Origin of the sequence: Streptomyces europaeiscabiei (genome assembly GCF_036346855.1) — a bacterium.
Classification (GTDB): Bacteria; Actinomycetota; Actinomycetes; order Streptomycetales; family Streptomycetaceae; genus Streptomyces; species Streptomyces europaeiscabiei.
The window spans coordinates 5,957,603-5,975,718 of record NZ_CP107841.1; the positions used below are offsets into that span (position 1 = coordinate 5,957,603).

Annotated in this window: 17 protein-coding genes and 2 pseudogenes; 12 read left to right on the forward strand and 7 right to left on the reverse strand. The window is 66.7% G+C overall.

What is annotated here, in order from left to right; translation table 11 throughout:
* Positions 1-870 carry a GntR family transcriptional regulator gene (locus OG858_RS26085; protein WP_328544373.1) on the forward strand — a complete coding sequence of 290 codons (870 nt, stop codon included), beginning with the start codon at positions 1-3 and terminating at the stop codon, positions 868-870.
* Positions 871-956: 86 nt separating this feature from the next.
* On the opposite strand, the gene OG858_RS26090 is transcribed toward OG858_RS26085, so the two are convergent.
* Positions 957-2,801 carry an IS481 family transposase gene (locus tag OG858_RS26090; protein WP_328545292.1) on the reverse strand — a complete coding sequence of 615 codons (1,845 nt, stop codon included), beginning with the start codon at positions 2,799-2,801 and terminating at the stop codon, positions 957-959.
* Positions 2,802-3,468: 667 nt separating this feature from the next.
* Here OG858_RS26090 and OG858_RS26095 point away from each other — a divergent pair.
* The 6 genes from OG858_RS26095 (at position 3,469) to OG858_RS48215 (ending at position 9,348) form a co-directional block, all read left to right on the forward strand.
* Entirely contained in the window at positions 3,469-4,716 is a 1,248-nt protein-coding gene (locus OG858_RS26095) for a helix-turn-helix domain-containing protein (RefSeq protein WP_328544371.1), read from the forward strand.
* A gap of 157 nt (positions 4,717-4,873) precedes the next feature.
* Complete coding sequence (locus tag OG858_RS26100) at positions 4,874-5,218, forward strand: hypothetical protein (protein WP_328544370.1); 345 nt, start codon at positions 4,874-4,876, stop codon at positions 5,216-5,218.
* A complete protein-coding gene (locus OG858_RS26105; protein ID WP_328544369.1) occupies positions 5,211-5,498 on the forward strand; it encodes a DUF7848 domain-containing protein in 288 nt (95 codons plus the stop codon). The genes OG858_RS26100 and OG858_RS26105 overlap by 8 nt, the downstream gene beginning before the upstream one ends.
* Positions 5,499-6,674: 1,176 nt before the next feature.
* Positions 6,675-6,989: a hypothetical protein gene (locus OG858_RS26110; RefSeq protein ID WP_328544368.1), complete on the forward strand. Its 315-nt coding sequence runs from the start codon at positions 6,675-6,677 to the stop codon at positions 6,987-6,989.
* Positions 6,990-7,089: 100 nt separating this feature from the next.
* Positions 7,090-7,521, forward strand: a complete 432-nt coding sequence (locus tag OG858_RS26115) for a hypothetical protein (protein WP_328544367.1) — start codon at positions 7,090-7,092, stop codon at positions 7,519-7,521.
* Positions 7,522-8,592: 1,071 nt separating this feature from the next.
* A complete protein-coding gene (locus OG858_RS48215) occupies positions 8,593-9,348 on the forward strand; it encodes a hypothetical protein (RefSeq protein ID WP_408059488.1) in 756 nt (251 codons plus the stop codon).
* Positions 9,349-9,396: 48 nt separating this feature from the next.
* On the opposite strand, the pseudogene OG858_RS26125 reads toward OG858_RS48215, so the two are convergent.
* Together OG858_RS26125 and OG858_RS26130 are read right to left on the reverse strand one after the other, a co-directional pair.
* Positions 9,397-11,022, reverse strand: a pseudogene (locus OG858_RS26125) (tyrosine-type recombinase/integrase).
* Positions 11,019-11,321: a hypothetical protein gene (locus OG858_RS26130; RefSeq protein ID WP_328544366.1), complete on the reverse strand. Its 303-nt coding sequence runs from the start codon at positions 11,319-11,321 to the stop codon at positions 11,019-11,021. The pseudogene OG858_RS26125 and the gene OG858_RS26130 overlap by 4 nt, the downstream one beginning before the upstream one ends.
* An 80-nt stretch (positions 11,322-11,401) precedes the next feature.
* Between OG858_RS26130 and OG858_RS26135 the strand changes: the two genes are divergently transcribed.
* The 3 genes from OG858_RS26135 (at position 11,402) to OG858_RS26145 (ending at position 13,267) form a co-directional block, all read left to right on the forward strand.
* Positions 11,402-12,010 (forward strand): RHS repeat-associated core domain-containing protein, encoded by a 609-nt coding sequence (locus tag OG858_RS26135; RefSeq protein ID WP_328544365.1) that lies wholly within the window; start codon positions 11,402-11,404, stop codon positions 12,008-12,010.
* 40 nt (positions 12,011-12,050) lie between these two features.
* Complete coding sequence (locus OG858_RS26140) at positions 12,051-12,683, forward strand: hypothetical protein (protein WP_328544364.1); 633 nt, start codon at positions 12,051-12,053, stop codon at positions 12,681-12,683.
* Positions 12,684-12,784: 101 nt separating this feature from the next.
* Positions 12,785-13,267: a hypothetical protein gene (locus tag OG858_RS26145; RefSeq protein ID WP_328544363.1), complete on the forward strand. Its 483-nt coding sequence runs from the start codon at positions 12,785-12,787 to the stop codon at positions 13,265-13,267.
* A gap of 387 nt (positions 13,268-13,654) precedes the next feature.
* Here the strand turns inward: OG858_RS26145 and OG858_RS26150 are convergent, their stop codons facing one another.
* The gene (locus OG858_RS26150; protein ID WP_328544362.1) at positions 13,655-14,677 is read right to left on the reverse strand and encodes a MerR family transcriptional regulator; all 1,023 of its coding nucleotides are present in this window, start codon (positions 14,675-14,677) and stop codon (positions 13,655-13,657) included.
* Positions 14,671-15,414: a HEAT repeat domain-containing protein gene (locus OG858_RS26155; protein WP_328544361.1), complete on the reverse strand. Its 744-nt coding sequence runs from the start codon at positions 15,412-15,414 to the stop codon at positions 14,671-14,673. The genes OG858_RS26150 and OG858_RS26155 overlap by 7 nt, the downstream gene beginning before the upstream one ends.
* Positions 15,415-15,640: 226 nt before the next feature.
* Here OG858_RS26155 and OG858_RS48220 point away from each other — a divergent pair.
* A pseudogene (locus OG858_RS48220) lies at positions 15,641-15,838 on the forward strand (DDE-type integrase/transposase/recombinase); the annotation flags it as partial.
* Positions 15,839-15,896: 58 nt separating this feature from the next.
* A complete protein-coding gene (locus tag OG858_RS26160) occupies positions 15,897-16,172 on the forward strand; it encodes an integrase core domain-containing protein (RefSeq protein ID WP_328544360.1) in 276 nt (91 codons plus the stop codon).
* A 24-nt stretch (positions 16,173-16,196) separates the two neighbouring features.
* On the opposite strand, the gene OG858_RS26165 is transcribed toward OG858_RS26160, so the two are convergent.
* Together OG858_RS26165 and OG858_RS26170 are read right to left on the reverse strand one after the other, a co-directional pair.
* Positions 16,197-16,754: a hypothetical protein gene (locus OG858_RS26165; protein ID WP_328544359.1), complete on the reverse strand. Its 558-nt coding sequence runs from the start codon at positions 16,752-16,754 to the stop codon at positions 16,197-16,199.
* 573 nt (positions 16,755-17,327) lie between these two features.
* Complete coding sequence (locus OG858_RS26170; protein WP_328544358.1) at positions 17,328-18,104, reverse strand: hypothetical protein; 777 nt, start codon at positions 18,102-18,104, stop codon at positions 17,328-17,330.
* Positions 18,105-18,116: the final 12 nt, after the last annotated feature.

The following is an 18,116-nucleotide window of genomic DNA, read 5'->3' on the forward strand; positions in this document are numbered from 1 at the left end:
ATGACCCTGCCCTTGGACGAGGACTCCCGGCCGCCGTATCTCCAGGCCGCCGAAGCTCTACGGGACGCGATCCTGAACGGCGAATTCCGCCCCGGTGAGCGCCTGCCCTCGGCCAACGTGCTGGGGGAGAGGTTCGGTGTCTCCAGCTCCACTGTCCAAAACGCTCTGCGGGTCCTCAAGCAGGAAGGGCTGGTCCATTCCCAGCTAGGCCGGGGCAGCTTTGTCAGCATGTCCGCGATCGGAAGCGCCGAGCCGACCGACAGTGAGTACGACGAGGCTGAAACCGGAGAGCCGGACGGGCCGGTCGATGCCATCCGTAACGAAGACGGCCGGCCGCCGTACGTTCAGGTGGCCGACGCCCTCCACCGAGAGATCGTGGAAGGCGTCTACCCTCCCGGTTCGCAGCTGCCCCCGGCCCGCGAGATCCAAGAGCGGTTCCAAGTCGCCAACTCCACCGCCCAGAACGCCTACCGCAGACTCAAGCAGGCAGGACTGGTGTATGCGGTCAAGGGACGCGGCGTCTTCGTGCGCCAAGAGCCGGAGCCGGGCAAGTACCACGGGCCGATCACGAACTACCTGCTGAGGGAGGAGATCGACCGAGAGGTCCGCGCAGCCGCCACCGAGTTCGCCGACCTCAGCGATGACGAGCTGTTGGAACGAGAAGCGGAGCTGGACCAGCGATGGGTCACGGTCCGTGAGGAGCACCAGCGGCTCTTCAACGAGCGCCGGAAAGTCAAACGCGAGAAGAGCCGACGAGGCCTGTTCCTGCCGCCCCTCCATGACGACGACGCCGAGCCGGACATGTCGCCGAGCGAGAAGCTGAACACCGCACTGGCCGAATCGAAGAAGCGTCGGCAGCAGCGCCCCTGACCGCCACTCTGACAGCGCGGACACTGGGTTGTCTAGTCCCAGGTGATGTTTGACGTTCTGGTCCCAGATGATGCTTGACGGTGGGCCTAGACAACATCGGAAACCTTGTAGGGCTTGTTCGCCTTGACGTGGCGGACGGGAATGTCGGTCGTGCGCCGGATGACCCGGACCTGCCCGTCCAGCTCGACGGTGATCGTCGTCTCAGACACGTGCACGGTCACCGTCTGGCCTGCGTACGGGCGGCCGAGGGAGACGCTCTGGCGGCAGACCATGATCGTGCCCACAGCACTGATCCGCCGCTGCACCCGCACCGGCTCGATGCCCGGCCGCGGTGGCGGTCCGGCCGGACGCAGGCCCCGCAGCCGACGCACTTCCTCTCCGGTCAGCGGGTTGGGCCGCACCCGCAGGAGTTCTCGCGAGGATGGGTCGAAGAACGACAGCGTCTCGTCGTCGAGGCGGATGCCCACCTGGCGGCCGCCGAGGATCTCCGCGGCCAGCACCTGGCGCCCGGCCAGGCCCACCAGGCCGCTGTTGTTCACGACCCGGTCCACCTCGAACGCCATCCCCTCACCGGCAGGCAGCGGGGCCGGTCCGGCCGTACGGCCGCCCCGGACAGCCAGCCGTCCCAGGTCAGCCACCGACAGGTGCGACCGCACGCTCTTGATCCGCGTCCCAGCGATCAGCAGATGGATCACCGACGTGTCCGCCCAGAACGTCACCGTCAGCCCCGAACGGGCCGGACCCAGCCAAAACTGCTTGCCCGCCACCTGCAGATTCCCACTCGCAGGCACCACCCGATCGAACTCCACCGGCCCACCGGGCTCCACCGCCGCGGCCGGGACCACCTCAGGCAGGGCGGCGGGCACAGCCGAGGCTTCAGCCGGAGCCGGAGCCGGAGCCGGAGCCGGAGCCGGGTCCGGGTCCGGGTCCGGGTCCGCTGGAGGTGTCCGCTGCTGCGGCACCAGCGCCAGCACTCCGGGAATCTTCAGCCCCAGCATGTCCCGCTCCTCCTCGGGCACCGGGGTGAACCGGTCTCCCGGAGACTGCATGTCCAAGGCCTGATGCGGACGCATCGAGTTGTATTCCTGCACCCAACGATCCAGTGCCGCCTGGGCCGCTTCGATGCTCTCGAACGCGCCGCAGTCGTCGAGGAGTTCACGCCGCAGCGTCTGATGGAACCGCTCCACCTTGCCCGTCGTGGTCGGCGACGCCGGCTGCGTCAGCCGATGCGCGATCCCGTTCTCCCGGCAGATCCGGTCGAACAACACCTCACCGCCCTGCCCGAACCGGTCGGTGAACTGCTTGCCGTTGTCGGTCAGCACCTCTTCCGGCACCCCGAACCTCCGCAGGGCCCCCGCGAACGCCGCACAGACCGCCCGACCGGTCGCCCGCTCCACCACCGACGCGATCACGCAGAACCGGGAATGATCGTCCACCCCGGTCACGACTTTGGCCTCGGTCAGCTCACCGGTCACCGTGTTGACCAGCATCACGCCGCCGACGATGTCCATCTGCCACAACTGCATCGGCCGGTCCCGCTGCCAGCGCTTGTAATCCGACCGCTTCCGCCGCCGCACCCCCGGCTCCACCAGACCGTGACGGACCAGGATCCGATACACAGTCATCCGTGACGGCAGCGGGCTCACCGCCCCGGACCGCTCCAGCGCATGAGCGATCCGCCGCGGACCCCAGCGAGGGTGCTTGCGCCGCAGCTCGCACACGGCCGTCTCCACCTCGGCGGAGGCCTGATGCGGACACGAGGCCGGCCTGCGTGACCGGTCCGCCAGCCCCGCCAGGCCCGAGGCGGCATACCTCGACTTCCACCCGCTCACCGTCTGCCGCGACACCCCCAGCGACGCGGCGATCTCCGTCACCGTCGCACCCGCCAGCACCGCGAGCACAGCCCGGTATCTCTGCTCGACAACCGACAACTCCACCAGAGCCAATCCCGGCCTCCCGCCACACGCCACAACAACGTGCACAGAAAAGCCGATCACGGCCACCGTCAACCATCAGCTGGGATCGAAGTGTCAAGCATCTCCCGGGACCGGACAACGCGGACACTGGGTGAGCTGTTCAGAGTTTCTTTACTTGATCAAGGCGGTCCGCTGACGCGGCCCGCGCGCGCTCCGGCCCTGCGGGGCCGCCGCCCGCTCCTGTCTCCGCCCCGCTGACGACGGCCCCGCCGGTCCGGGCGCGCAACAGCCAGCACAGCGAACCATCCTGGGGCCCTGCCCCAGACCCCGGCCCTCTCTCTGAGGGGCAGGGGGTCGACTTGCGGGTGCGGCTTCGTCGTTGTGTGGGGTCGGGGTCGCGGGAGGGGGTCCCTCGCCGACCGATCACCGGGGGCGTACCAGGAACCCCCGGGGGCCGCCAAGGCCGAGCGCATGCGTCACGGTGTGAGCCTTGGCGGCCCCCGGGGAACCCTGGCACGGCGAAGCTGCTCGACCGACGAGGGACCCCCTCCCGCTCAGGCCCCGATTCTGCCGGTGCTCCGGCTCGCCACGTGGTGGGGCACTCCTGTGGGTGGGTGTCTGCCGGATCGTCCCCGGCTGATGTGCCGGCCGGGCGTACCGTGGAGTGGGAGGTGGTGAGTTGATGATTACGGAGCTGGCCGACAACGTCCGCAAGTACCGGCGTCGCGCGGGGATGAGCCAGGAGGAACTGGCTCACGCCGCAGGCGTATCGCCGGGCACGGTACGCAAGGCCGAGCAGGGCGGCACTCTCCGCATGGAGACCCTGCACACGCTCGCCCGAGCCCTGGGGGTGACGACGGCAGCCTTGATGGCGTCCGATGCCCCGGAGCCCGTCGGGCGGACCGAGGAGCCGAACCGCGTCAACCTGATTCAGCTCCGCGCCGCCCTCACCCCAGCCGTCGGACTCGTGGACCAGGACGCCGAAGCCGTGGCCGAGGAACCGAACCTGCGCACCTTCCGGCGGACGCTGCAAGACGCACGGGTGCTGTACTTCTCCGACAGCTACAAGAGCGTCGCGGCCCAACTGCCGGTCCTGCTGCGTGATGCCGCACAAGCCGTCGCCTACTACGACAGCGGGGACGAGCACCGGCAGGCTCTGCTGGCCCGTGCCGAGGCGCTGCGTCTGGCCGGCACCTATCTCACCCAGGTACGGCAGTACGACATCGCGTACGCCGCCGTGCGCGGCGCCATCATGGATGCCCGTCAGGCCGGAGACATGCTTGCGGCGGGCTCCGGTGTCGGCTGCATGTGCTGGTTGCTGGTGCGGCAGGGCCGCTTGGACGAGGCGGAACAGGTCGCCGCCCAGAGCATGGATGCGGTGGAGCCGAAGATCACCGGGGCCGAGCCGGACCACTACGCGGTGTGGGGCGGCCTGGCGATGGAGGCCGCCGCCGCAGCCGCGAGGAACAACCGTCCCGACGAGGCGAAGGCGTACCGTCAAGCCGCCCGGGTCGCGGCAACCGCGGTCGGGACGGCACATCGCAACGTCTCCCGGCACTGGTCCGTCTTCGGGCCGGTCACCGTCGCTGTCAAGGCACTCGAAGACTCGCTGGTCATCGGCGACGCCCGCGCGGTAGTGCGCAAGGCGGGCGAGCAGGAGGAGTTGTCGCCCAAGGCATGGAAGCGCTTGGGCAGGCCCAGCACCAACGACGGGAACCGCTTCACCCTCGATGTGGCGCGCGCCCACACCCGGACCGGCGACCTGTCCGCCGCCATGGAGGAGTTGACCCGCGCCAGGGAAGCCGCCCCGCAGTGGCTGCGGCACCAGAACGGGGCCGCCGAGACCATGCAGGAGATCCTCGGCAAACGCAAGCGCACCCTCACCACGGAGATGCGCGAAATGGCCGACTACCTGGGCGTTGTCGGGTAGCTGCCACGCAGCGTGGCAGTTCGCGAACCAAGAGTCGCGAACTGCCGTGACGCTCACCTGGGGTGACGATTAGTCAGTGCCTACGGTCGGTGTGTCCACCATCAGTGACCCAGGCCGGGGGTGCCCAGTGAGCCAGCCCAGGAGCGATGCCGACCGCATGCGTCGCAGAGACCTGTACGACGCCGCGTCGGGTGGGAGAGGCCCCCGCTTACTGCCGTGGACCAGCCCGGAGGGGAAACCCTGCTACCTGAGCACCGACGGCCGGGGCTACCTCTCCACCCTCGCCGACAGTATCGAGACGGTACAGCTCAGCATGGGCCAGGAGCTGCTGGAGCACGCCCGAGAAGCCACGGCTCCCGGAGTGCCAACTTTATCGGCCACCGAATACCGTTGGCTGGCCTGCCGGTTGACCGAGGCCCTGGCGGACGCGCTCCGAGTAGCCGACTCGCGCGGGCAGCGCCTCCCGGACCCGGAAGAGGAAGAGGTGGACGAGGGTGCCTGACTCTGCGGACACCAACGCACCGGTCCGCGACGCCGCACGGGGGCGCTACCGCTTCCGCGAGTACCACGTGACCACCGTCCCCGACCCCCTGGCACTGCCGGCCTTCACGGCGGTCTGCGTCACCGGCGAGGAAAGCAACTGCGGTGCCACATCCGGCACCCTGCACACCCCGGACGAGCTGACGCATTGGATCGCCGGACACTGCGCCCAGACCGGCCACCAGCACTACGAGCAGACCGTCCGAGCCATACTCCGCGCCGAGCCCGGCGCGTGGCAGTAAAGTCCCCGTGCGCCGACACTCCGCCAGCGGCAGCGCCACCGTGCGCCCCGCGCTCCTGACGGCAGTAGCGACGGCAACACCCACGGATTCCCTCGCACAACCACGGACACCAGCGGTACCCGAAACCACCGCTGATCTGCGAATACGCAGATAGAGAGGGGTCGCGTAGCACACGTACTATGTGCTGGCGGGGAATACCCCGGTACTCGTTCACAATTCCGATGGTTGCCCGACGTTCTCAACAACTCACGAGCGAGCTGGCGATCTCGGTGACATGTACACCGAGGGGCAATCGACTCGGGATCCAGCGTCACAGTGGTATCACGAGGAATTGAGCAACGAGGACCTTCTGGATGGGATCAACAACGCCGCTGAGGGAGACGGGATTCTTGTCTCGCGTGGCGGCACGATTCTTGGAGGTCATCACCGCTGGGACGAACTCCAGACAAGAATTAACGATGGACGCATCGACGCAGACACGCCCATACGTATTGACGTATTCGAAGGAGAGTAGTGTTCTGATGCCTATGATCCATTCGACTGACCCTGACTTCCGGGTCTGTCAGATCAGTTTCAATACCCTCCTCGAGATCCAGTCGGAAGCGGAGGATCGAGGCTGGGCGACTCGGTGGTCCTCTCTGGACGCGGTTCGCAGTCAGGTCAAAGAGGAAGCAGTTGTCCTCCAATCGCTGATGCGCGAAGAGCGAGGAGGGGCTTTGCGGGCATACCGATGCCTCGTGTTGTTCTCGACTGTAGATGGCAGGGAGGCGGGCGGTATCGCTACGCTCGACCTCACTCCGGAGAGATTCGAATCGCTGGATCGTCTCGATCGAGACCCTGCCGTCCGAAAGGCACTTGTCCGGATCTTCTCCCTCGCGAGCGGAGGAATTTCGATGGTCTCGAAGAATTAGCGAGATGTGTCAAGCCAAGAATCGAGGGAGTTACTGCAGATTAGGTCGGCGAACTCCCTACCCCTACAAATGAAACGCCTACCTCTGGTACGAGGAGTAACCGCCCAGTGCGGCAGAATACCTAGTCGATAACGTCCCAGCGATAACTCCAAGGGCCCCTTCGGAATGATGCTCCGGTGGGGTCCTTGGCTATCTGACGGACGACTTGTTTCCTTCTGGTACGACGATGCCCACTAGGCGAGAGGAGCATGTGATTCTCAGTTTCATGGACGCCTACACTCTTTGGCGTAGCCTTCCGTTCCCTCGGAGTGGATCGAGTAGCGACCTGATTCTGGCGCGCAGCGATCTAGCGGAAGCCGACGAGTATGTGACGACGGTGATCCGCTACGTGGAACGCGGTGTCTTCAAGACAGCGCCGGTCGACGTCCTTGCGATGCTTCAAGAGCTGATGCAGCGAATCGACCGGATCAGTGAGACGACATCGGACGACGACCGGGCCATCGCCCGTTCACAGCACGCGTATGCGGCGCTACTGAGCCTCGTCTACCGGCAGTTTCTCGAGGTAGGGCGTTCGGGTTGACAGGGTTGAGGGCCCGCCGGGCTGTCCCGGCGGGCCCTCAACCCTTCAGTGCGGGGAATTCTTGCGGCGCAATCACCAGCAGCGCTACGAAAGGCCGCAGATGGCGATGAAGCCGCCATCTGCGGCGTCGAACGCCCCTTGGGGATCATCACCGTTTGGCCCAGTCGCCGAGCTCAGAGGAATCGTGCAGGACATTCGAGACGCCGCCGAGGAATCGTGCGGAGTCGAGTCCGTCGAGCGGGATCTCGATATCTTGAAGTCGAATCCCGGCTCCAGGGATGCATTCGAGGAAGTGCTCGTCTCGGTGATCGATTCGCTGGGGGACGGTGCCGTCGAGCTGATCTCATTCTGCATGCATGAACTGAGATGGCAGGCAGTTAAGGAGGCGGTCACAGCGAGGATTTTCGACCCCCGGCGGAATGTCAGCGACCTCGCCTCTAAGAAGCCATGTTGGACGCCTTCTCCGACTCATGGCGAGATCGTGATCTCTACGCGAGATTCGATCGGCAGGACGGATGACGCACAGTTGTGAGCGTGCAGCCCCATCGGGTGACCGATGGGGCTGCGGTCTTCTCCGCGGAAAGGTGATGCACGTGAGGTGTGTCGTACCGTTCCGCTCAGCCCTGCAACACCGGAAACCCCCGAGGTGTCACGGCCGGCAGCGCCAATGTCACCATGCAGGGGTCGTGCGCCCAGGTAGACGCGTAGGGGTACTGGCATAAGGGCGACTTCCTGCTGTCCTGCGTGATGTTTTCCTTGCGGCTGGTACCTTCGCACGACGACGATGCTGTTTCGGCGACGCCGACAGGAGGCTCTGTGGGAGGCCGACAATCCGGGTGACCGGTTCCTTGCTACCTTCGGCATCTGTCTCGGTGGCCAGTCGGTGGCCGGACGCCTTTGGACGGCGTAATACGAGGTAGCACAGGCCAACCAGCCGCACATGTTCTGATCAGGCAGAACGTCACTGGGCAGTACGACCGGGCACCACGCAACACGATCCCTCACGGTCTCGTAATGCGTAGGTCTCGGGTTCGAATCCCGAAGGCGGCTCGGATTAACCCCAGGACTCACTCGCCGTGACCTGGGGTTTTTTCATGTCTGGGACATGTCGAGCCGCGCGACGGGGATGTCGTGGAGGGGCTTGCGTGAGCGATGCGTGAGCGGATGGGCCTGGAAGAGGTGCACCGCCGAGTGCTGCGGTTCATGATCTGGCATTCACGTCAAACCGCAGCGACGCGGTGCCATCAGCGACTTAGGGTGGCGAAGCTAGGCACTCAGAACGTAGAGAGGTGAAGTCGGGTTGGCGCGCTGCGACTGTGGTCAACAAGTTGGTAAGAATGACACTTTTTGTCGGACTTGTGGTGCGCGCGCCTCTTCGGCCGGCTCGCTGTGTGGAACTCTCAGTCGGCGCGCCGAACTGACCTTTGAAGCCTTGGCTGCCGAACACCGTAGGGGCTGGCCGTCGAGTGAAGTGACACACACCGAGGAGAATCTCCGGGCCATCGATCGGGCCCATGGTGACCGGGTGGCGATCCATCCGTTCGCGAGCGATGAGGAACGCTCGAACGGAGCGGACTGGGAGTGGTGGTTTCACTCCGGCGCCGTGGGGTTCGGCATGCGCGTCCAAGCGAAGCGTGCCAACCGAAACGGCGGATACGACCTACGATATCGACCCGATGGCGACAGGTACCAGAATGATCTTCTGATCGAAGACGCCATCAAGGCAGGTTGCATTCCAGCCTACGTCTTCTACAACCACCTCAACTGGCCACAGAGACGTCCAGGCAAGCCGTGGTTGGGCTGCGACCATGGCACCTTCAATGAGGGTCAGCTGGGATGCACCATAGCGTCAGCCCTGGTTGTCAAGCAGACGCTTCGCGGAGCGCGCGCGAGCTCGCGATACGTGAAGGATCGCAGTCGCCCTTGGAACCGCATCCTTTGTGATGGGAGTGAATCCAGTGCGCCAAGCCTGGAAATTGCTTACGGGAGGGTGCTGAGTCTGCACCAGACAGCTCTTGCGGAGCTTGAGTGGGAGACGGAGCTCTCGCAAAACTCTCCAGTAGTGGCTGGAGCTCCGATCCGGTTGACCAACCCAGAGGAGCCGAGCCGGGTTGATCGTCATCAGCACGATAGCGAGGATGACCGCGGGCGGGCCGAGCGCGACGAGACGACGCGTGGTGCAGCGCCGCTTAGCCCAACTGAACGTGCCCTTCGCGGACAACTACGGGAAATGGCAGACCGTCCGGTGGGCCGGCTTCCGCAGCGTGTACGAGCCATGGTCCGTGGCGCTGAGGGGGAACCGGCCGACGAGCGAGTTGCAGGTGCGGTGCTAGTGAATCTTGGCTCCGCTGAGACCTGAGGTCTACCCGGGGCTGCGACAGGCAGGCCATCCCGGAGACAGCTGACGTTACCGAGAGCCCTGTTTCTTGAGCTTTTTCAAGTCGTCCTTCTTCTTACCCTTGGCCCGGTCTTTCGCTTTGGCCTTGGCCTTCTTGGTGGCCTTCGCCGCCTTGCGGGCCGCCACTTTCGCCTCGGTCCTACGCTGGAGGGGGACCAGTTTGGCCGTGGCCTCGGCAGCGCTCTTCCCGACGTGAGGCAGGACGCTTTGGTAGATGTCTCGCGTGATCCGGGTATCGCTGTGCCTGAGCGTGTCCGACACGATCTTCACGTCGATGCCGGCGGCGAGCATGAGCGTGGCCGCCCCGTGCCGGAGGTCGTGCAGCCGGATCGGCGGGAGCCCGGAGGCGGCGACGAGGCGCTCGAAGAGGGCGGTCACTTTGCCGGGGTGGAGCCAGGAGCCGTCTTCCTGGGTGAAGACCATGCCGGTCTCGGCCCAGGCTGATCCCCACTCCTCGCGGTCCGCGTCCTGCTGTTCGCGGTGCCGCTTGAGGACGTTGACGGTGTCGTCGTCGAGCGCGACCACGCGGAAGCCGCTGTCCGTCTTGGGCTCGGAGGTCTTGACCTCCCACCCGTCCTGGACGAGCTGGGCGGAGACGGTCAGGGAGTGGTCATCGAGGTTGGTCTCCGACCAGGGCTGCGCGCATGCCTCGCCCCGACGCAGGCCCCGGAAGGCGATCAGGTGCCACATCGCGTACAGCCGGTTCTCCGCGAGGAAGTCGAGGAACGTGCCGGTCTGTTCGGGCGTCCAGACCATGACGGGGGAGAGCTTCTCGCCCGTCTGCTCCCACTTTGGCGACCCGCGCGTCGGTCCACACCAGCGCTTTCGGCTTGCGCACGGGATCGAGTTCGACGTGGGCGGCCGGGTTGAAGGTGAGGATCTGCTGGCCGATCGCGTCGTTCAACGCGGACCGCAGCGTGGCCTTGATACGCAGCCGGGTAGCCGGACCGGTCACACGCCGGAACGGCGGCATGGCATCGATAGCAGTCTTCATCACCTTGCGGCGGGCGCGGTTGTCCGTGCCTTTCCACGGCACGGTGGCCAACTCCTCGACCGCGGCCCGGCGCTGGGTGTTCTGCTCCAGGATCTCGGCATTGGCGTCGGCGATGGCCTGAACATCTCGCTGAGATGGCTCACGCGCAGGCGGTCGAGACGGTGGTGGCCGATCCGGGGCTTCAGGTGGAACCGGATATCGGTCTCGTAGCGGCTGAGCCCCGACCTGCGGATGCGCTTGCCGTCGAGCCATCGGTCGAGCCACTCGCCGACGGTCAGGCGGCCGATCAGGTCCTGACCGGACTTCAGGCGCCGCCGGGTCTCCTCGACATCCGGCAGTGGCGACTTCTCGTCGCCGACCTCCTCCAACATGGCGGCGATCAGCGTTATGCCCTCGGGGTCGTCGGTGTCGGCGAGGCCGAGCAGCGCGTGTATGTGGTCGAGATCGGCCTGGGCCGCCTTGAGGGAGTCGTAGCCGGCGCGGCTGAAGGAGCGGCGGGTGCCGTCTTCGCGGGGCGGGAGTTCCTGGCGTATGGAGTACGAGCCGTGCTTGCGGCTGGAGAGCTTCGGGCACTGCTTACCGAGCGGCTTACCGGTGTGGGCGTCGCGGCAGTAGCAGCGGCGGTGGGTGGAACCCTTCAAAGATCATTCTCCTCATCGGTGTTGCCGACGGGTGGGTCGACGTCGGCGAGTTCTGGTGGCAGGTGAGGTGGTGTGCCGCCGTCTTCGCGGATGAAGGCGCGGGCGCTGCGGAGGCGGTACTTGGCTTCCAACGCCCTTTCGGAGTAGTCGGCTTGGGCGAGTACGGCTTCCTCGCGTTCGGCCTGATTGGGTGCCGTCTCGGCCTTCCAGCGCTCGTGCTTCTCGCCCTTCAGGGCGGCCAGGGCGGCGCGCTGGTGGCGGACGTGGGCGCGGAAGGAGCGGAGCATGTCGTCTTCCATGCGGCTCCTCGGTCACCGAGTACCTGTACGACGCCGATGGCAAGCGGCTGATCAGTCGCGGTCCCGGCGGTGTTTCGACGTTGTACCTGGGCGCCACGGAGATCACCTGGACGAAGGCCACGGGGAAGACGACGGCCCGGCGGTATTACGACCTCGGCGGGGCGGGCGCCGTACGCCAGGACGACGGCACGCTCTCGTTCGTCGTCGCCGACCACCACGGCACCGGCGAACTCGCCGTCGACGCCAGGACCCAGGTCATGGTGCAGCGCCGCAACATGCCCTTCGGTGAAGCACGCGGCACGGCGGTGCCGGCCGGAACCTGGCCGGGCAACAAGGGCTTCATCGGCGGTACGCAGGACCCGACCGGCCTCACCCATCTCGGAGCCCGGGAGTACGCCCCGGACACGGGCCGTTTCCTCAGCGCTGACGCGGTGGTCGACCCGTCGGACCCGCAGCAGTTGAACGGCTACGCCTACGGGCACAACAACCCGCTGCGGCGCAGCGACCCGACGGGAAATTACGACCCGGACGAGAGGGAGTACTGCAACCAGAACCCCGGGAAATGCGTGGGCGGAAAGGTCGTCCCCAGCAAGCCCTCGAAGCCCAAGAAGAACCCGAACCCGAGGATGGGCAAGAAGCGCGCCCATATGCCGGCGGTGCAGAGCGAGCGCCCTCAAAAACATCATTGAGGAGCTCTGCATTCGGGAGAAGGTTCCGGACTCGGACGTAGTGGGCGACGGCAAGACCGCCACGGCGCTGATCGAGGAACTGAACGAGGGCAAGGCGTTCGGCGGTGGCGGAACGAGATGGCACATCGAGAAGGCGGTCTCGAAGCTGAGCGGTCTGCGGAAGTTGTTGGAGGACGACCGCATGGCCAAGGAGGACACGGGTAAGGGGATTATCTCCGACTCCGACCGTAAGGTCGCGATCAATGAATCGAAGGAACTCTGGACGGCCATCCAAGCGGACGACGTCGCTGGGGTGGTGACGCAGAGAGTGAAGGCGTCGGGGTTCGACAAAACGGTGTCCAAACTCGTCAAGACCGTCATCTCGGCGGCATCGATGAGCGAGGTCACGGGGCAGAAGTTCGCCGTCCCTGCGAACCGTCACCCGAAGACGCACCGGAGGCCTGTGCCCACGGGAGAGACGATCAAGGGTCGGGGCTTTGCCAAGGCGTTCGGGGTGGTGGGCGTCGGCGCCGGCGCCGCACAGTTCCCGGTGGACGTCTACAACTACGGGGTCGAGGAAGCGACGAAACAGCTCACAGAATCCCTGACGGATCCGCTGGACGCGCTCCCCGACGGACAGGGCGCGGGATGCCTGTTCTTCGGTGACTGCTATGTGGTGACCCCAACGGCCTGACCCTGACCCCATCGGGCCACCTGCCAGAGACGCCACCGGCCGGAATGATTTTCCGGCCGGTGGCGCGATATTATCCATCGAAACACGAAGGAGTATGAACAATGCAGGGAATATCCTCGGATGATCTGGTTACGCAGCTCCTCCGGCTGCTCCCAGAAGTAAAGCCTTTTTTCGAGAAGGCTGCCGAACGTGAGGGGTTGCATGCATCGCAGGTGACCCACTGGGAACAGGTCGACGTTCACCCGGGGACGCTCCTGTCCGAAGTGCTTGCTCACCCGCTGTTTCAGCCAGTGATGAGATCTCCGGAAATCGACGCAAAGCAAATGGAATTCCTGGAGCGTTGTTTCGAGTTCATCGAGGGGCTCGAGGAGGACCCGTCGGGTTGGCTGGTGGACACGGCTTACTTCACTTTCGTGGAATTTTTCTTGGACAGTGATGAAGTGCTCGACCGCGCAATCCGGTTCGCCTGGCCGAAGACCCGGGCGGAGGTCCTGGCGATGCTGAGAGGTTGGAATGTCCCCGTGGATCCGTCCTGGGAGGACCCGCCAGGGGAGGGGGCTGTCGGAATAGCACGACTACGGTGAGAGGGCGATTCGTGCGTGGATCGATGTCCGGTTCGCTGTTGCCTGATGGGGAGAGGGCAAGTGCTCCTGCGGCGGCCAGAGCAGTGGCATCGCGCCCCACGTACTGCATGACCAAGTCAGTCCCCTTTACTGGTGAAGGGGCAGTGTTCCAGGGCTGCGTTATTCGGCTGCCTGGAGGATCGACGTATGAGCACCGACCCGCTGCCTGCGTCCGGGTGGCCGAGGCGCTCACCCGGCGATTCCCTGTCCGAGATGCACCTGCGGTGTGCGCGCACTGCCGTCCAGCTATGCCCGTGACACCGGCTGCCTACCAGGCGAGCCTCTCGTGAAGCGCATTGAGAGGCCATGGGTGATGCCTCGTTCAGATCGCGCTTTCAGGAAAGCTCGTCAACGGTCTTCGAGAGACTGGTACTTGAGAACTCCGACAAGGGCCGAGGCGACGAGGGCGACAGCACTGTCGTCGTCGTGGGCCAGTTGGCGCAGGACCTCCTGCACGGTGGTTCCCGCGAGCTCGACCAGCGCCTGGGTGAGGCGGATCCGCGTCGCGGAGTCCGCGGTGGGCGCGGCGAGTTCGTCGACCAGGGCGGTCGTGATCCGATCCGTGCACGCGGGGTCCAGGGACAGCGTGCCCAGAACCTCCGCCGCGTCCACGTCGTTAAAGCCCTCCACCACCATGCTGACGAGTGTGGGCACGGCCGCGGCCACGCCCTGCCTGCCCAGAGCCAGAGCAGCGTGCCTGCGCACCGTCGTGTCCGGGTCCCCGAGGGCGTCCGCGAGCACTGCGGTAGCACCCGGAGCCTCAGGCATCTCGGCGATCGCTAGCACCGCGCGCCGCCGGATGTCAGCGTCCCCCGAGTGCGTGGCGGCGTACAGTGTCGCCACACCGTCACCGCCCGATCGGGCGAGCGCCCAGCGCAGGGCGCCTGCGACGTGCGGGTCTGATTCGGTCAGGACCGCCCCAGCCAGCAGGTCGGCGGGTACCGACACGTCCTCCGGCCGGGCCAGGACGGCCTGCTGTCTGCGCGCGGCGCTGGGCGAGTTGAGTTCCCGCATGAGTGCGACGATGCGCAGCACTCCCTGCCAGTCGGTGGGCGCCGACGCGTCGATCGCACGGAGCCGCTCGAGCAGCTCCTGTTCCCGCGCCAGGCGGTCCTCAGTCCGCCGGATGAGGTCGCTGACCAGGGCGGACGGCGTGAAGGCCGGGTCCTCCAGCGCGCGCCCGATCTGCTTGAGCGAGAGCCCGAGGGACCGCAGGCTCTCCACATGGAAGATCCTGCGGACATCCTCGGCGGAGTACTCGCGGTAGCCACCGACAGTGCGGCCCGTGGGCCGCACCAACCCCAGGGCGTCATAGTGCCGGAGCATCCGGGTGCTCACCCTGGAGCGGCGGGCCACATCGCCGATCAGCAATCCCCGCCCTCCGATGCCTCTGCAGCCTTCGCGGCCTCCATCGACTCGGTCGTCTCCGCGGGCTCGGCGGCCTCCGAGGTTTCGGTGCCTGCTGACGCAGCCGCGGCGGCAGCGGCTCGTTCCGGGCCGAGTGCGACCACGCGCTTCGCCTCGTCGAGGGCCACGTCGAAACCGGTCTCCGGGTTCTGCCGGAGCAGCTCGGTGGCACGGGCGTGCGCGGCCACCGCCGGGTCGGAACTCTCCGCGGCCCTCTCCAGGGCCGACCTGATCACGTCACCGAGGTCGGCCAAGGCCCGGCTCAGACTCAGCTGCACAGTGCGGTCGCCACGGCCGAGCTGCAGAACCAGTTCGTCGGCCAGGTCCTTCTCCTCGCCCTCGGGCACGAGGACGACTGCGACGCGCCACGCGGTCCGCGCGACCTCGTCGTCGGCGTCCCGCAACATGTCGCGGGTGACCCAGGCCCACGTGCTCTTGTCGCCGATCTTGGAGAGTGTGTGCAGCGCCTGGCTGCGGGCCTGGGTACGCCTGGAGTCGAGCTCCTGGCGGATCCGGGGCAGGGTGGTCTCCGGCGGGAGGCGGGTCAGCGCCCAGGACAGCATGTCTCGTACGAAGAAGTCCGGCTCGACCGCGCACCGCTCGACGATCGTCTCCAGAAACACGGGGTCGGGGTTCGAGCCGACCGCCAGGGCCGTCTGAAGCCGGACCGACGAGTCCTCGGCGCCCAGGGCGTTGGTCACACGGGTGTTCTGCGGGGTTACGTCGGTCGTGTTGATCGGGACCACCTCCTGCGCCCAAGTGAAAACCTTGTCACCGTGTCAAGGTCAAGTTAGTGGCCGGCGAATACGGCGACGTCCTGGTCGCAGCGCGGCGTTCAGGGCTGCGGGTTCTTGCGGGCGGTGAGCATCGCGCGGAACGCGTCGATGGCGGCCTGGTCTCCGCGACTTTGTCGCCAACGCGCCGAATCGCTGCTGGGTCGCCGACTTCACCCACGTCGCCACGTTCTCCGGCGTCGTCTACGTCGCCTTCGTCGTGGACACCTTCTCCCGCCGGATTGTCGGCTGGTCCGCCTCGACCACGAAGCAGACCCGGCTCGTCCTGGACGCCCTGGACATGGGAACTGTGGCAACGCGACCGCGACCAACACCCGTACCTGCCAGGTGAGTTGATTCATCACTCGGACGCAGGATCGCAATATACGTCCTTCACGCTGGCCGAGCACTTGGAGAAGGCCGACATCGCCGCCTCCATCGGATCGGTCGGGGACGCATACGACAACGCGCTGATGGAGTCGACGATCGGCCTCTTCAAAACCGAGGTGATCAAGCCGCAACGGCCCTGGCGGTCCCTCGCCCAGGTCGAGCTGGCGACCGCCGAATGGACCGACTGGTACAACCACACCCGGCTCCACGGTGAAATAGGGCACATCCCGCCCGCCGAATACGAAGCCAACCACTACCTGAGCACCACGAAAGCCCAGGTCACAACCAACATCTGAGATCTCTACCGAACCCGGAACGGTTCAGTCCGCGGTCGCTGAGGATTCGCGATAGCGGCTGCGGAAGGATCTACGTCGGGCATCGCGCACGATGGCCCACTCGGCGAAGGGGCGGATGATCCGCAGGTGGTGGGAGAGGAGAGGTTCGAGGGCCTGGCGGAGCCAGATCTCTAGGCGCGCCAGGAACTCGTCGCGGCTGGGCAAAACTTGTGTGGTGATCAGGAGGTTTCGGACCGCGCGTGTGTCGTGGTCCTGAGGAAGGTCGTCCAGCAGATCATGAGTGATCTCAGCCTGCCCCGCGGCCAGGCTCGCCAGCAGCTGGCCGCCGCTTCGGCTCAGCCAGTTGATGACGGAGCGAGGGGAGGTGGCCGAGATGAGTGCCTCTGCCAGCGGGACGAGTTGGGGGCCCGGCTGGCCGTTTTCGCCGCTGAGGAGATCGCGGACCCGGTCACTGGCGACGCATCGCGTGCAGCGCCCGTCGGCGTAGATGTCGCCGGGGTAGGCGCAGCGTTGGCAGGTGAAGTCGACGTCGATGCCCCAGCAGGGCCCGCATGCTTCGCCGCCGACTTCGGTCGGGCCCACGAGGACCCGGGTGGTGCCGCAGAGAGTGCAGGGTGCCGGATTGCGGCGTCGGCGTCCGTAGCAGGTGGGGCAGAGCGGGCCAGCTGGCCAGGTCGCGAGACTACGGTCCGTGCGGCCGCAGTCTCCGCACTTGTGCAGGGGCCGAGGGCGGCAGCTGTTGCAGTGGAAGGCTCCGCCCCCTGCCGTACGTGCTTGCCTCTGCGGAAACGGCCACAGACGACACAGATGCCTTCGATGACGCGGCAGGTTGCGCAGAGCCCGGGTTCGCCGTTCCCGCCGCGCTTCGATATGTGGCGGAGCTGGCCGCACTTCCCGCAGATACGTTCCGGGGCGCGGTAGCAGCGTTTGCAGACGGGCCCTTCGCCCTTGGGGTTGGCATGCGCGGGTCCAGTGACGCCGCAGCGGACGCACTCGCGATCTGGTGTCTTCACGCAGGCGGAGCACACCAGGACCGCGGCTCCGTCCCTCTTTCGCCGGGTGTGGTTGCCGTGTCTGTGCATCGCCATGCGCATCCGGACGGCGTGGTGTCGCCCGCCGTCCGCGTCGTTGCCAGGGGCGGGGCGGGCCGGTGGTTCACGGCTTCTGCCTGGTCGGCCGGTCGGCGTAGTCCTCGACCAGGTCGGCGATGAGTGAGAGCAGGGCGTCGGCGCGGTGCCGGTCCTCGCGCTGGTCGCGCAGGGCCTGGTCCAGCGCCCGGAGCCGGTCCAGGGCGGCCGGAGCCCGGTCCCGCACCTCGTCGAGCAGCGGCGTGGTGATCAGGTCCAGGCATTCGGTGAACAGGAGTCGGGTGGCCGGAGCGGGGGGCGCCGGGTCGGGGGCGGCGAAGCCGGTGGTCAGGTACCGCGCAGGGTCGGTGAGGCTCCAGCCGACGACGGTGCCGTGCTGGACGAGAAGCGCCACGTCGGGGGCGATGCCGATGCGGGCTTCCAGCGGCTCGTCCAGGACGTCGAGGTCGCGTAGGCAGGTGAGCGCGGTGTCTCCGGGGGCGCGGCAGAGCTCGGTGGTCACCTCCAGGCGGAAGTCCCGGACTTCGTCCGCGCGAAGGCCGCCCGGGCGGACGGGGGGTGTGGCGGGAAGGCGGGCGGAGTCCTCGGCGTCGGTGGCCTCATAGGGCAACCGGAACCCTGCGCCGACCAGTTCCCGGCCGGCCTGGTCGAACCGGAGCTCGTCGGGAGCGTCCCACAGCCACTCCCGGCTGCCGAAAGTCTCCACGAGGAACCGCTGCCATTCCGTCACGTCCGCGTACTCCGCGATGCGCACACACTGGCCCGGGAAGTCGAAGCGCGGGGTGCTGCGCAGTGGATCGTCCGTCACCGTCGCGGTCCAGCCGTCGTCGAGGGTGAGTCTCATGGTGAATGCCGC

What these genes read in the sequence shown, in the direction of transcription:
- OG858_RS26110 (WP_328544368.1), top strand. Translation starts at nt 6,675, where the DNA reads ATGGACGCCTACACTCTTTGGCGTAGCCTTCCGTTCCCTCGGAGTGGA.
- OG858_RS26115 (WP_328544367.1), top strand. Translation starts at nt 7,090, where the DNA reads ATGGCGATGAAGCCGCCATCTGCGGCGTCGAACGCCCCTTGGGGATCA.
- OG858_RS26130 (WP_328544366.1), bottom strand. Translation starts at nt 11,321, where the DNA reads ATGGAAGACGACATGCTCCGCTCCTTCCGCGCCCACGTCCGCCACCAG.
- OG858_RS26095 (WP_328544371.1), top strand. Translation starts at nt 3,469, where the DNA reads ATGATTACGGAGCTGGCCGACAACGTCCGCAAGTACCGGCGTCGCGCG.
- OG858_RS26100 (WP_328544370.1), top strand. Translation starts at nt 4,874, where the DNA reads ATGCGTCGCAGAGACCTGTACGACGCCGCGTCGGGTGGGAGAGGCCCC.
- OG858_RS26085 (WP_328544373.1), top strand. Translation starts at nt 1, where the DNA reads ATGACCCTGCCCTTGGACGAGGACTCCCGGCCGCCGTATCTCCAGGCC.
- OG858_RS26170 (WP_328544358.1), bottom strand. Translation starts at nt 18,104, where the DNA reads ATGAGACTCACCCTCGACGACGGCTGGACCGCGACGGTGACGGACGAT.
- OG858_RS26145 (WP_328544363.1), top strand. Translation starts at nt 12,785, where the DNA reads ATGCAGGGAATATCCTCGGATGATCTGGTTACGCAGCTCCTCCGGCTG.